This window comes from Kitasatospora sp. NPDC058184 (assembly GCF_042883725.1).
Lineage (GTDB): Bacteria > Actinomycetota > Actinomycetes > Streptomycetales > Streptomycetaceae > Kitasatospora.
On the sequence record NZ_JBHVVE010000033.1, the window covers coordinates 77,001 to 90,485 of the forward strand.

Annotated in this window: 12 protein-coding genes; 5 read left to right on the top strand and 7 right to left on the bottom strand. The window is 74.7% G+C overall.

The genetic code is table 11. The features are described 5' to 3' along the window. Nucleotides 1–55 precede the first annotated feature (55 nt). Entirely contained in the window at nt 56–1,420 is a 1,365-nt protein-coding gene (locus ACFVXH_RS38025) for a dipeptidase (RefSeq protein ID WP_387830725.1), read from the top strand. Here the strand turns inward: ACFVXH_RS38025 and ACFVXH_RS38030 are convergent. Both ACFVXH_RS38030 and ACFVXH_RS38035 read right to left on the bottom strand, forming a co-directional pair. Next, nucleotides 1,396–2,268, bottom strand: coding sequence for a DUF4184 family protein (locus ACFVXH_RS38030; protein WP_387830727.1), 873 nt, complete (start codon nt 2,266–2,268; stop codon nt 1,396–1,398). The two genes, ACFVXH_RS38025 and ACFVXH_RS38030, sit on opposite strands and share 25 nt — an antisense overlap. A gap of 93 nt (nt 2,269–2,361) precedes the next feature. After that, nucleotides 2,362–3,429, bottom strand: a complete 1,068-nt coding sequence (locus tag ACFVXH_RS38035) for an NUDIX hydrolase (RefSeq protein WP_049660630.1) — start codon at nt 3,427–3,429, stop codon at nt 2,362–2,364. 418 nt (nt 3,430–3,847) lie between these two features. Here ACFVXH_RS38035 and ACFVXH_RS38040 point away from each other — a divergent pair, with 418 nt between their 5' ends. Beyond that, nucleotides 3,848–4,762, top strand: coding sequence for a PfkB family carbohydrate kinase (locus tag ACFVXH_RS38040; RefSeq protein WP_387830729.1), 915 nt, complete (start codon nt 3,848–3,850; stop codon nt 4,760–4,762). Between the two features lie 117 nt (nt 4,763–4,879). Here the strand turns inward: ACFVXH_RS38040 and ACFVXH_RS38045 are convergent, their stop codons facing one another. The 5 genes from ACFVXH_RS38045 to ACFVXH_RS38065 form a co-directional block, all read right to left on the bottom strand. Beyond that, nucleotides 4,880–5,743 (bottom strand): C40 family peptidase, encoded by an 864-nt coding sequence (locus ACFVXH_RS38045; RefSeq protein WP_380777444.1) that lies wholly within the window; start codon nt 5,741–5,743, stop codon nt 4,880–4,882. A gap of 311 nt (nt 5,744–6,054) precedes the next feature. Continuing rightward, nucleotides 6,055–7,476 carry an acyl-CoA synthetase gene (locus ACFVXH_RS38050; protein ID WP_375876710.1) on the bottom strand — a complete coding sequence of 474 codons (1,422 nt, stop codon included), beginning with the start codon at nt 7,474–7,476 and terminating at the stop codon, nt 6,055–6,057. A 228-nt stretch (nt 7,477–7,704) separates the two neighbouring features. Next, nucleotides 7,705–8,667 (bottom strand): electron transfer flavoprotein subunit alpha/FixB family protein, encoded by a 963-nt coding sequence (locus ACFVXH_RS38055; RefSeq protein WP_380739821.1) that lies wholly within the window; start codon nt 8,665–8,667, stop codon nt 7,705–7,707. Between the two features lie 45 nt (nt 8,668–8,712). Then, nucleotides 8,713–9,498 carry an electron transfer flavoprotein subunit beta/FixA family protein gene (locus tag ACFVXH_RS38060; protein WP_049656477.1) on the bottom strand — a complete coding sequence of 262 codons (786 nt, stop codon included), beginning with the start codon at nt 9,496–9,498 and terminating at the stop codon, nt 8,713–8,715. 252 nt (nt 9,499–9,750) lie between these two features. Then, nucleotides 9,751–10,101 carry a TlpA family protein disulfide reductase gene (locus ACFVXH_RS38065; RefSeq protein ID WP_380782123.1) on the bottom strand — a complete coding sequence of 117 codons (351 nt, stop codon included), beginning with the start codon at nt 10,099–10,101 and terminating at the stop codon, nt 9,751–9,753. A 305-nt stretch (nt 10,102–10,406) separates the two neighbouring features. Between ACFVXH_RS38065 and ACFVXH_RS38070 the strand changes: the two genes are divergently transcribed. The 3 genes from ACFVXH_RS38070 (at nt 10,407) to ACFVXH_RS38080 (ending at nt 13,375) form a co-directional block, all read left to right on the top strand. Next, the gene (locus ACFVXH_RS38070) at nt 10,407–10,832 is read left to right on the top strand and encodes a DUF4395 domain-containing protein (protein ID WP_049656482.1); all 426 of its coding nucleotides are present in this window, start codon (nt 10,407–10,409) and stop codon (nt 10,830–10,832) included. Between the two features lie 222 nt (nt 10,833–11,054). Then, nucleotides 11,055–11,825: a 1-acyl-sn-glycerol-3-phosphate acyltransferase gene (locus ACFVXH_RS38075; RefSeq protein WP_049656484.1), complete on the top strand. Its 771-nt coding sequence runs from the start codon at nt 11,055–11,057 to the stop codon at nt 11,823–11,825. 197 nt (nt 11,826–12,022) lie between these two features. Next, nucleotides 12,023–13,375 carry a hypothetical protein gene (locus ACFVXH_RS38080; protein WP_387830732.1) on the top strand — a complete coding sequence of 451 codons (1,353 nt, stop codon included), beginning with the start codon at nt 12,023–12,025 and terminating at the stop codon, nt 13,373–13,375. Nucleotides 13,376–13,485: the final 110 nt, after the last annotated feature.

Genomic DNA, 13,485 nt, shown 5'->3' on the forward strand with positions numbered 1-13,485 from the left:
AACCGCCTCCTCCGCCCGCACCACCCCAAGGGCGGACCGTCCCCCCGGAGCCCCGATGTCACAGCCCCTGGCCGACGCCGTCCGATCCCTGATGGACCGTGCCCGCACCGACCTCGCCGAGCTGGTCGCCTTCCCGTCGGTCGCCGACCCGCGCCAGTTCCCGGTCGAGGAGTGCGAGAAGGCCGCGCGCTGGGTCGCCGACGCCTTCGCCGCCGAGGGCCTGACCGGCATCCGGCTGCTGGACACCCCGGACGGCACCCAGTCCGTCTACGGCGAGCTGCCCGGCCCCGAGGGCGCGCCGACCGTCCTGCTCTACTCCCACTACGACGTCCAGCCCCCGCTGGACGAGAACGCCTGGCACAGCCCCGCCTTCGAGCTGACCGAGCGCGACGGCCGCTGGTACGGGCGCGGCGCCGCCGACTGCAAGGGCAACATCCTGATGCACCTGACGGCGCTGCGGGCGCTGCGTCAGGTCCACGGCGACGCCTACCCGGTCGGTCTGAAGATCATCGTCGAGGGCTCCGAGGAGCAGGGCACCGGCGGTCTGGAGCGCTACGCCGAGGCCCACCCCGAGCTGCTCGCCGCCGACGCCATCATCATCGGCGACACCGGCAACTTCGCCCCCGGCCTGCCCACCGTGACCACCTCGCTGCGCGGCATGACGATCGTCGAGGCCACCGTCACCACGCTGGCCGGCAACCTGCACTCCGGGGCCTTCGGCGGCGCCGCCCCCGACGCGCTCCAGTCCCTGGTCCGGATGCTGGCCTCGCTGCACGACGAGAACGGCGACGTCGCGGTGGCCGGCCTGACCGCCGACCAGACCTGGACCGGCGTCCAGTACCCGGAGGAGCAGTTCCGCTCCGACGCCAAGGTGCTCGACGGCGTCGCCCTGACCGGCACCGGCACCCTCGCGGACCGCCTCTGGGCCCGCCCGGCCGTCACCGTCCTCGGCATCGACGCCCCGCCGGTGATCGGCGCCACCTCCTCCGTCCAGGCCACCGCCAAGGCCCTGATCAGCCTGCGCGTCGCCCCGGGCACGGACGCGGGCGCCGCCCAGGACGCCCTGGTCGCCCACCTGGAGGCGCGGGTCCCGCTCGGCGCCCGGCTCACCGTCGAGCGCCAGGGCAACGGCGCGCCGTTCCGCGCCGACACCAGCGGCCCGGCGTACGAGGCGATGGGCGAGGCGATGGCCGAGGCCTTCGGGACGGCCATGGTCGCCTCCGGCGAGGGCGGCTCGATCCCGCTCTGCAACACGCTGCGCTCGCTCTACCCGCAGGCCGAGATCGTGCTGATCGGCGTCGAGGAGCCGACCACCCAGATCCACGCGGTCAACGAGAGCGTCGACCCGCGGGAGCTGGAGCGGATGGCCCTCACCGAGGCGCTGTTCCTCCGCCGCTACGCCGAACTGCGCTCCGTCTGACGGACCTTCGCAGCGACGTCCCGAGGCTCTTCGCGGAGGACGTCCGGCCGCCCGCCGCGCAACCGGCGGGCGGCCGCCAGCACCGCCGCGTAACCGACCGCGCCCACCGCGAGCCCGGCCCCGGCGCCGAAGCAGACCTCCGGCACCAGGTTCCGCCGCAGCGGAGCGAGCCGGTGCAGCACCCCGGCGGCCGTCGCCGCGCCCAGCGTCGCGACGGCCGCCCGCCGGGCCCGGGGCGCCAGCCGCACGGCCGGCCGCACCGGCTCGACGGCCCGCACCGCCCGCGCCGCCCAACCGCCCAGCGCCGCCAGGGCGAGCGCCGAACTGCCGTACTGCAGCGCCTCGTACAGCGGGACCCCGGCCACCGGGCGGTCCAGGACGGGCAGCAGCCGCACCCCCAACCGGTCCCCGTGGGTGAACGCGTCCCAGCCGACGTGGGTGGCCGCCCCGATCGCCGCCGAGGCCGCGAACCACGCCGCGCCACCGACCGCACCGCCGACCGCACCGGCGTCCGTGGGGCCTGCGGCGTCCCCGGCCCGCCGGACGGTCAACGCCTCGGCGCCGCCCGCCCACCGCTCGGGCAGCAGCGCCACCAGCGGCCCGCGCAGCAGCCCGTGCCAGCCGGCCACCAGCGCGCCGGCGATCGCCACGTCCACCGTCGGCACCGCCCACCAGCGGTGCGTGAGCCCGCCCTGGCCGTACACCCCGGGCAGCAGGGACTCGGCGAAGAACGGCACGTCCGGCGCCATCGACCCGGCGACCAGCGCCGACGCCACCAAGGGCCCGCGCGCCCCGGCGGCGCGCAGCAGGGGCAGGACGGCGGCGGGGTGGCTCAACGTGAAGGGCATGCCCCCATCCTGCCGCCCGGGACCGCGGCGCGGCGCGCCGGGAGGCGCACCATGCTCCCCCCACTCGCCCCGCGGCCCCGCGCCGACCGGCCGCTACGCCGCGTCCGCCGTGCTCGCCAGCCCCACGGCCACCCGGCTCCCCGCCTCCAGGTACCGCAGCTCGCCGCTCCGCCGCGCGTCCAGCGCCGCCGCCAGCCGCCGGTAGCGTCCCGGGGGCAGCAGCTCCCCGGCCTCGTCCAGGGTGACGAAGCGACAACCGCGCAGCTCCTCCTGCTGGAGCAGCAGGTGCTGCCGGCCCTCCTCGTCCAGCAGCCCGCCGTCGTACATCAGCCGCAGGCCGCCGCGGCGCGGGCCGGTGCGCGGCTCCCAGTCGACGGCGAGCAGGCGCAGCGCGGACGGGTCCAGGCGCAGGCCCAGCTCCTCGGCGGTCTCGCGCAGGGCGGCGTCGGTGGGGGCCTCGCCGCGCTCGACCACGCCGCCGGGGAAGTCCCAGTCGGGCTTGTAGACCGGGTCCACCAGCAGCACGCGGTCCTGCTCGTCGAAGAACAGGACGGCGGAGGCGACGGTGTCGCCGGTCGGGTCCGGGGTCTGGACGATCGGGCAGCGGGCGGCGCCGACCCGGACCAGCTCGGCGATCCGGTGCGCGGTCTCCCGGGGGGAGATCCCGCTGGTGTCGATCATCCGGGCGTCCCCGACCAGCCAGCGGCGGGCGGCGCGGTAGCGGGGCAGGTGCTCGAGGCACCAGGCGCGGACCCGCTCGCTGCCCTCCGGGTCGCCCGGGCACTCGTCGCGATGGGCTATGCGATCGCGCAGGATCGTTTCTTCAGGGTCCAGCACGACGTGGTGCACCGTGATCCCGTGCGAGGCCAGGTCCCCGAAGATCTCGTCCCGGTAGTCCTCCCTGAGCAGGGTCATCGGGACCACCAGCGGGCCCCCGACCTCACCGAGCAGCGCCGCCGCCGTCTCGGGGACGAGCCGGCGCCAGGCCGCCAGGTCCTGGAAGTCGGACACCGTCGCCAGCCGGTCGGCCGGGAGCATCCGACGCAGGCCGAAGCCCACCAGCTCGGGATCGAAGAGCACGCTCCCGGGCAGCAGTTCCACCAGCTCGCGGCAGGCGCTCGTCTTGCCCGCCCCGAATGTGCCATTGACCCAGACGATCACAACGTCCCCTGCCCTCGACTTCCCCCGATGCCGTTCGCACCGGGCAGCGCCCCCGTTGGTCGAACCAGCGCCACCCGTGGTGGTACCCGCGCCACGCCGCTCCCCATGCCTCCCCGGCGCGCCCGCCCGCACGCCCCGATCTGCCCCGTGACAGCGGCATGTGCCCAGGTCAGACGCCCGTACGCGGAAATATGCAGACCGGTCTACATCAAAATTGCACCCCTTCGCCACTGCTAGGGCACAGGATGCCTGGTGGGTCGACCCGCCCCGCACGCCCCACGCACACGCTCCGCACGCCCCCCACTCGTACGCCCCCGTGCGCCGCGCGCGCCCCGGGCTCGGCCCGTACGCGCCCTGCGCTCGACCGCCACCGCCCGCCTCCTTGCGCCGCCCGCGCCCCACCGCGTACAGAGGAACGATGAAGCTGCTTCCCGCCGGTCGGGTCGTCGTCATCGGCTCGGTCAACACCGACCGCATCCTCCGCTGCCCCGTGCTGCCCTCCCCCGGCGAGACCGTCCTCGCCACCGCCGCCACCCGGGGCTTCGGCGGCAAGGGGGCCAACCAGGCGGTGGCGGCGGCCCGGATGGGGGCGGCGACGCACCTGGTCGCCAAGGTCGGACGGGACGCCGAGGGCGAGGCGGCGCGTGCCGACCTACGGGGCGCGCAGGTCGAGACGGGCGCCGTGCTCACCCACCCGGACGCGCCCACCGGTCAGGCGATCGTCATGGTCGACCCGGCCGGCGAGAACAGCATCGTCGTCCTCCCCGGCGCCAACGCCCACCTGACCCCGGAGGAGGTCACCGCCGCGCTCACCCGCCTCCGGCTGCTCCCCGTCGACGTGGTCCTGACCAGCAACGAGGTCCCCGCGGAGTGCATCCGCGCGACCGCCGCCGCACTGCCCGCCGCGGGCCCCTCGGGGGGCACCCGCTGGCTGCACAACACCGCCCCGGCCGGCACCCTGCCGGAGGCCGGCCCCACCGGACGCCGCCCGCTGGTCGTCGCGAACGCCGTCGAGGCCCGCCAGCTCACCGGCGCCGCCGACGTCACCGGGGCCGCCCGGGCGCTGGCCGAACACGCCGAGGGCGCCGTGGTCACCCTCGGCGGCGAGGGCGCGCTGGTCGTCGTGGACGGAACGCCGACCCGGCTGCCCGCCCCGACCGTCCGAGTGGTCGACACCACCGGCGCCGGCGACGCCTTCTGCGGCGCCCTCGCCGCCGCACTCGCCCGCGGCGCCGCGCTGCCCGACGCGGCCGCCACCGCCGTCGCCGCCGGGGCCTTCGCCGTCACCGGCCTCGGCGCCCGCGGCGCGCTGCCCCGCCCGACGGACCTCTGACCGGGCGTCGGGCCGAGCGGGCGTCGCGCGCCCCGGGCTCGGCCCGGACCGACGAGGACACCCCCGTCGGGGGCACCGGGCGGACCCGGCACCCCCGACGGGCGGACGGCGACCCCGCTACGGGCGCCCCATGTACGACGGGTAGTAGCCGCTGCTGATCCCCGAGATCCGGATGTTGGTCCCGGGCCGCGCGGCCTCGACGTACCTGTTGTCGCCCAGGTAGATCGCCACGTGCTGGATGCCCCGGGCAGAACCGTCCGGCGACCAGAACAGCAGGTCGCCGCGGCGCAGCTGGCCGGCCCCGATCGGCGTGGTCGCCGCGTACTGGTCGTTGGCCACCCGCGGCAGGCTGATCCCGCCGCGCCGGAAGGACTGCTGCACCAGGCCCGAGCAGTCGTAGCCGTCCGGCCCGTTGCCGGCCCGGCGGAACGGCACGCCCAGCTGGGAGAGCGCGAACTGCACGGCGGTCTCGACGTCCCGGTCCTCGGCGACCGAGTCGTCGAAGTAGCCCGGGGAGTCCGAGGAGGAGCCGCCTCCGGTGCGCTCCAGGTAGATGTCGTAGTGCGAGGTCCAGCGCCACTCGCCCCTGCTGTTGCGGAACCAGTAGCGCGAGCCGTCCCAGCCCTGGGTGATCCCGCCGGAGGACGTGGTCGTGGTCCTGGCGGCGGACGAGGAGCCGCCTCCGGTGCGCTGCACGTAGACGTCGTAGTGCGAGGTCCAGCGCCACTGCCCCTGGCTGTTCTTGAACCAGTACCGGGAGCCGTCCCAGCCGGCGTGCGCCGGGGCGGGCTCGGCGGCCGCGGGGCTGACACCGGTGCCGAGGCCGATCAGGCCCGCACTGGTCGCGATCACGGCCACCATGCCTATCCCCCGACGGAGCCGCGCGCCGCGGGACGGACGGGAGGGACGGACGGTGGCAGCGTCCTGCTGCCCGGTCGGTTCGCCGGCGGCCTCCGGCGCGCCGGTGTTGACGGTGGTCATCGTGCTGACTTCCTTCACTGCTGCGGATCGCTGCGGATCGCTGCGGATTTGCAGCGGGTTGCTGTGACCGGCCAGGACTGGCCGTGCTTGTCGGCAGGGCCCCCGCCCGGCACACCGCGGCTTCCGGTCCTGCGACCGGAAGCCGTCGGCGTGCCGCCCGGGGGGTCGGCCCTGCCTGCGTGTCACGTTAGGCACGCGTCCGCTCACTGCGCGCAGTGGAGTGCGCCAATGGAAGGGTCACGGGTGGTGAGCACCGACGGCGCATCAGGGTGAACACCCGTCATCCGAGGGGGCGTCCGACCACCCTCTCCTCAGCGGCCGCCGGCCTCCGTCAACAGCTGCTTCTTCAGCACCTTTCCCAGGGCGTTCCTGGGCAGTTCGGGCACCAGGACGACCCGGCGCGGCCGCTTGTGCACCGAGAGCCGCTCCGCCACGAAGGCCGTCAGCTGCTCCCCCGTCACGGCGCCGTCCGGGATGACGTACGCGACGATCGCCTGTCCGAGGTCCTCGTCCGGCACGCCGACCACCGCCGCGTCGGCGACCGCCGGGTGGTCGCGCAGCGCGGCCTCCACCTCGCCCGCGCCGATCCGGTAGCCGCCGCTCTTGATCAGGTCGACCGAGGCGCGGCCGACGATCCGGTGGAAGCCGTCCGCCCCGATCACCGCGACGTCGCCGGTGCGGAACCAGCCGTCCGCCGTCCACGCCTCGGCGTCCGCGTCCGGCCGGTTGAGGTAACCGCTGAACAGCGTCGGCCCGGAGACCTGGAGTTCGCCGACGCTCTCCCCGTCACTGGGCACCGGCGCGCCGTCCTCGCCGACCAGCCGGGTGCGGACCCCCTCCACCGGCAGCCCGACGCTGCCGGGGCGCCGCTCGCCGTCCGCCCGGGTGCTGACGGTGATCAGCGACTCGGTCATCCCGTACCGCTCGATCGGGGCGTGCCCGGTGAGCGCCGCGAGCTTCTCGAACACCGGCACGGGCAGCGGCGCGCTGCCGGAGACCAGCAGCCGGGCCGGGGCGAGCCGGGCCGCGGCCTGCGGGTCCGCCGCCAGCCGGGACCACACGGTGGGCACCCCGAAGTACAGACTGCCGCCCGCCGCCGCGTACCCCTCCGGGGTGGGCCGTCCGGTGTGCACCAGTCCGCTGCCGGTGCGCAGGGCGCCGAGCACGCCGAGCAGCAGCCCGTGCACGTGGAAGAGCGGCAGGCCGTGGACGAGAGTGTCCTCGGCGGTCCACTGCCAGGCGGCGGCGAGGGCGTCCAGGTCGGCAGCGATCGCCTCGCGCCGGATCACCACGCCCTTGGGGGCGCCGGTGGTGCCCGAGGTGTAGAGCACGAAGCCGGTCGACCCGGCGGCCGGCTCGGCGTAGCTGGTGGTGGAGCGCCGCGCGGGGTCGACCGGCAGCCCGGCCACCGAGGTGTCCTGCGGCAGCACCTCCCCGACGGCGTGCGCGAGCAGCGCCGCGCCCGAGTCGCGCAGGATGTGCTCGCGCTCCTTGGGCCCCGAGTCGGGCGGCAGCGGCACCACCGGGACGCCCGCCAGCAGGCCGCCGACCACGGCGGTGACGGTCTCGACGGTGGGCCGGGCGAGCACCGCGAGCGCCGGGGCGCCGGCCACCCGGTCGGCGACGGCGGTCGCCGCGCCCAGCAGGTCCTCCCGGGAGAGCGTCCGACCGTCGATCCGCAGCGCGTCCGCCGCGTCGCCGAAACCGCCCTGAAGTGCCGTCAGCAGTGCCATGCCACCGTCCTCGCCTCGTCCATCACCACCGCGCCGCGCCCGTGCGCCACGCGCCGGCGCCGACTCTACGGGCCGCCGCCCGGCCCGCCGCGTGCCGGGGACGGCGAGCGGGGCCGGCGACGGCGGAGAACAACCGGGAAGGCCGGGGAAGGACCGGGGACGGCCGGGTACGACGGAGGGCGCGGCACCGGGCACCCGGCACCACGCCCTCCGAACCTTCCGCGCGGATCAGGCCTTGCGGGCCTTCACCTCGGCGGTGAGCTGCGGCAGCACCTGGAAGAGGTCGCCGACCACGCCGTAGTCGACCAGCTCGAAGATCGGGGCCTCGGGGTCCTTGTTGACGGCCACGATGGTCTTCGAGGTCTGCATGCCGGCCCGGTGCTGGATCGCGCCGGAGATGCCCGCCGCGATGTAGAGCTGCGGGGAGACCTGCTTGCCGGTCTGGCCGACCTGGCTGCTGTGCGGGTACCAGCCGGCGTCCACCGCGGCGCGCGAGGCGCCGACGGCCGCGCCCAGCGCGTCCGCGAGCTCCTCGACCACGCCGAAGCCCTCGGCGGCACCGACACCACGGCCACCGGAGACCACGATCGCGGCCTCGGTCAGCTCGGGACGGCCGGAGGACACCCGCGGGGTGCGCGAGACGACCTTGGCGGCGTTGCCGGTGAACGCCACGGCGACGTCCTCCACCGCGCCGGCCGCCGGGGCGGCCTCCGGGGCGACGGCGTTCGGCTTGACGGTGATGACCGGCGCACCCTTGGTGACCTTGGACTTCACCTGGAAGGACGCGGCGAACACCGACTGGGTGGCGACCGGACCGCCGTCGCCGGCCTCCAGGTCGATGGCGTCGGTGATGATGCCGGAGCCGATCCGCAGCGCGACGCGCGCGGCCACCTCCTTGCCCTCACCGGAGGACGTCACCAGCACCGCGGCCACGTCGTTCGCCTTCGCGATCTGCGCCAGCGCGTCCACCTTCGGGACGACCAGCTGGTCGGCGAACTCCGCGCCGTCGGCGACGTACACCTTCGCCGCACCGTACTCGCCGGCCTTCGCCGCGATGCCGGCCGCGGCCGCACCGGCGCCCAGGACGACGGCGGACGGCTCACCGATACGGCGGGCCAGGGTCAGCAGCTCCAGGGCCGGCTTGCGCACCGCGCCGTCGGCGTGGTCCACCAGAACCAGGATCTCAGCCATGATTCGTTGCTCCTGATCGATCGTTGGGTTCGCGAACGGGTGGGACTAGATGAACTTCTGGTCGGCGAGGAAGGTCGCGAGCGACTTGCCGCCCTCGCCCTCGTCCTTGACGACCGTGCCCGCGGTCCGCGCCGGACGCGCCGCCACCGACTCCACCGCCGTCCACGAACCCGCCAGACCGACCTCGTCCGCCTCGATGCCCAGGTCGTCCAGATCCCACGACTGCACCGGCTTCTTCTTCGCCGCCATGATCCCCTTGAACGACGGGTACCGGGCCTCACCCGACTGGTCCGTCACCGACACCACCGCCGGCAGCGCCGCCTCCACCAGCTCCGTCGCCGCGTCACCGTCCCGACGACCCTTCACCACGCCGCCCTCGACCGACACCTCCGACAGCAGCGTCACCTGCGGCACACCCAACCGCTCCGCCAGCAGCGCCGGCAGCACACCCATCGAACCGTCCGTCGACGCCATGCCACCGATCACCAGGTCGAACCCGGCCTTCTCCAGCGCCTTCGCCAGCACCGCCGACGTCCCGACCACATCCGAACCGTGGATGTCCTCGTCGTTCACGTGCACGGCCTTGTCCGCACCCATCGACAGCGCCTTGCGCAACGCGTCCTTCGCGTCGTCCGGCCCCACCGTCAGCACCGTCACCTCGGCGCCCTCGTTCGCCTCCGCGATCCGCAGCGCCTGCTCCACGCCGTACTCGTCCAGCTCCGACAGGAGGCCGTCCACACCCTCCCGGTCGGTGGTGTGGTCGTCCGCGAAACGACGGTCACCCGTCGCGTCCGGCACGTGCTTCACACAGACAACGATCCTCAAGCTCACGGCCTGTCTCCTGTACTGGTCTCGTCCGGCGGCTGCGGCGGTGCAAGCGGGCGCGAACACGGCACGCACCCGCTCCGGGCAGCGAATTCCCGTGCCGGTCCGGAACTTCCTGGCAGCATACTCGCCGGTAGTGCAGTGGTCACTACTGGCCAGTAGCTTATGCCGTGCGGCTGCTCCCGCCGCCTGTGCCCATCCTGCCCCAGCGCGGGGCCGACTCCACCCGCCGGGGCGGAACACCTGCGGCCGGATTGCTCACACCACGCGACCGAGCGCCGCGATCACGTCCACCCGGCGCGGCTGGCCCGCCGCCCGACGCACCACCCGGCCCTCCCCGTCCAGCACCAGGACGGTCGGCGTCCGCCGGACCTCCAGCCGGCGGACCAGCTCCAACCGCTCCTCGGCGTCCACCTCTATGTGCTCCACCCCGTCGACCATCCCGGCCACCTCCGAGAGCACCCGCCGGGTGGCCCGGCAGGGCTGGCAGAAGGCCGTCGAGAACTGCACCAGCGTCGCCCGCGCACCGAGCGGCCCGCCCAGCTCCGCCCCCGACAGCCGTACGGCCTCCGACAGCGGTACCTCGTCCGCCCCGTCCTCGGTGCTCACCCTCGTCCTCCCGTCACTCCCGGCCCGTCACCCCCGGCCACGGCGGGCCGGGACCGGCCCCGTCGAGGCACGACAACGCACGCCGTCGGCCCGGTCATCCCCCCAGTCTGCGGCAGCGCCCGCGGCGCCCGAAACACGGTCGACCGCCAGGGCCGGGACACGTACGATCGGCCGATGGACTCCGACCGCCACCCGATGCCGCCGCCGGTCCGCCGCCGCGTCATCGCCCCGGCCAGGACCACCGTCCACCGACGGCGCTGACGCCCCGCCGCTGCCGCCGCCCGTCGCGACCACCCGGAGCCCCGTTGCAGACCGATCCCCGCGGTCCCCGCTTAGCCGCAGCGCTCACCGCGATCGTCCTGGCCCTCGTCCTGGCCACCGGCAGCTGCCCGCTCCTGGGAGCCCAGACGCTCGTCTTCGCCCTCGGCTCGTTCGGCGGCCTGCGCCTGGCCCCGTACGTCCGGCTGTTCCAGGCGCTCGTGCTGCCCCGGCTCGCACCGCCCTCCGCCACCGAGGACGAACGGCCGCTCCGCCTCGACCAGGGCGTCCTCATGGTCTTCGCCGCGGTCGGCACCCTCGGCTACTGCACCGAGGTGACGTGGCTCGGCGTGATGGGCGCCTCGACCGCCCTCACCGCCGCCTTCGCCAACGCCGTGTTCGGCTACTCCGTGGGCTGCGAGCTCTACCCCCTGGTCCGGCACGCCCAGGGCCGCCTCACCTCCCGCGCCTGATGCGAGCGGCCGAAAAGTTCCCGTTCGAATTCATCACGGAGATCACATCGGCAATACCCACTTGACCGCACGCCTCAGGTGACAGCAGGCACTCGTTCGGGGGATCATCTCCGTGAATCACCCGTGACCGCCGCGGAGTGCCGTACTCCGGTCGGCACCGCCCGCGCAACGGAGCGGGTACCCGCCGAACCGGGCTCCGGCCCGTGGAAGTCAGGACTGACCGTGGCAGAGTTCGTGTACCCGCCGGTGATCGGCGCCGCACTCACCGCCTTCCGCGCGCTCGACGCGCGGATCAAGATCGTGGGCGCCGAACACATCCCCGCCAGGGGGGGAGCGGTACTGGTCAGCAACCACATCAGCTACCTGGACTTCCTCTTCGCGGGCCTCGGCGCGTACCGCGGCGGCAAGCGCAAGACCCGCTTCATGGCCAAGGACGACGTCTTCAAGCACCGGATCTCCGGCCCGCTGATGCGCGGCATGAAGCACATCCCGGTCGACCGCACCGACGGCCAGCCCGCCTACGAGGCCGCCGTGCGCGCCCTCAAGGCCGGCGAGGTGGTCGGGGTCTTCCCCGAGGCGACCATCAGCCGCTCCTTCATGCTCAAGAAGTTCAAGACCGGCGCCGCCCGGATGGCCGCCGACTCCGGCACCCCGCTGCTGCCCGTCGTGCTCTGGGGCACCCAGCAGCTCTGGACCAAGGGCCGCCCGAAGACCCTCACCAAGCGGCACGTCCCGGTCACCATCATGATCGGCGAGCCGATCCACCTCGGGCCGGACGACAAGCCCGTGATGGTCACCCGGCGGCTGCGCGCCGCCATGAGCGAGATGCTCGACCAGGCCCAGCGCGAGTACCCCGGCAAGCCCTCCGGCCCGGACGACACCTGGTGGCTGCCCGCCCAGCTCGGCGGCACCGCACCCACCCTGGAGGTCGCCGAGGCCGAGGACGAGGCAGAAGCCCTCGCCAAGGCCGAGCGCCGCGCCGCCCGGGGCTGAGGCCCACTCCACTCCCCTCTGTTCCTCTCCCCTCCACTCCCCCCCTACTCCGTGCGATCGAGCGAGCGCGGTCCGTCGCGTGTCGCCGGACCGCCGACGTCCCCCGTCTGACACAGTGACAGCTCCTTTCAGGGGCCTTCGTCCTGAATCCTCGGCGGGGGCACACGTCGGAGCGGTCGAGAGTCTCGGAGGCGGAGATGGCACGGATCACCACCGGCACACGGCAGTCACCCACGGGCAGGGCCCGCACCCGCGCGAGCGCCGGTGCGGGCCTTCTGCTTCTGGGCGCCCTGCTCACCGGCTGCGGGGCCGAACCCGGGGAGATCCCGCTCTCGGAGATCCGGCCGGAGACCCCCACCGCCACCCCCGAGGCGACACCCGCCGCGACCCCCGGCGTGGTCGGCGCGGCCGTCGGAGCCCCCGCGGCCGCCGCGCACAACGGGCTGATCGTCAGCCGCGCCTACACCGACGCCGCCCGCACCAGCACCGCGATCGTCACCCTCTCCCCCGACGGCACCGGCCAGCACCAGGTCACCCAGCCGCCGGCCCGCGCGCTCGACGACCGCCCGGACTGGTCCCCCGACGGCGCCACCATCGCCTTCGACCGCACCGACCCGCAGACCGGCACCGCCCGGCTCTGGACCGTCCTCACCGCCGGCGGCCCCGAGCACCAGGTCAACCAGCTCTGCGACAGCGGCACCGCCGACTGCGCCAACGAGGACGAACGCGCCCCCGCCTTCTCCCCCGACGGCAAACAGGTCGCCTTCAGCCGCTCCTGGGGCGCCCTGGACCCGTCCGGCAGCCACCAGATCCAGTACTCCGACCTCTACCTGATGACCCCCGAGGGCACCGACGTCCAGCGGCTCACCTTCCTCACCAACGACAAGCCCTACTCCGGCGCGGTCAGCAACCCCAGCTGGTCCCCCGACGGCAAGCAGCTCACCTTCGAGTACCGCACCAGCGCCACGGGGCAGCCCGCCAACAGCCGCGCCATCTACGTGGTCAGCGCGGACGGCACCGGGCTGCGCCAGCTCACCCCCTGGGAACTGCGCGCCGGCGACCGCGCGGACTGGTCCCCCGACGGCACCCAGATCCTCTTCACCACCTACCCGGCCGGCCCCGACAACGCCCCCGGCGGCGGCATCTACACCGTCCACCCCGACGGCAGCGCCGTCGGCGCCCTCACCCCCGCGCCCTCGGACGCCTTCTACGGCGCGGCCGCCTACGCTCCCGACGGCAGGTCCATCGTCTTCGCCCAGGCGCCCGCCGGCACCGGCGCCGACCTCTACAGCATGCGGCCGGACGGTACGGGCGTCGCCCGTCTCACCAACAGCGCGGACAAGTGGCTCAGCCGACCGGCCTGGGGGACGGCGGAGGCCCCGGCGGCTCCCGCCGACCAGGTCCAGGCGACGGCCCAACCGTCGGATCAGGCCTCGGGTCAGGCGTCATCGGCACCTCAGGCACCGCGGCCCGACGCCCAGCAGCCGGCCCAGGCCCAGGGGCAGGCGCCCACGGAGAAGCCGCAGGCCGAATCCGAATCCGACGAATAGATTCGCCCCGGCCCGGAAAACGCGAAGAACCCCCATCCGGGACCCGGATGGGGGTTCTTCTGAAGAATTGTTCGGCGGCGTCCTACTCTCCCACAGGGTCCCCCCTGCAG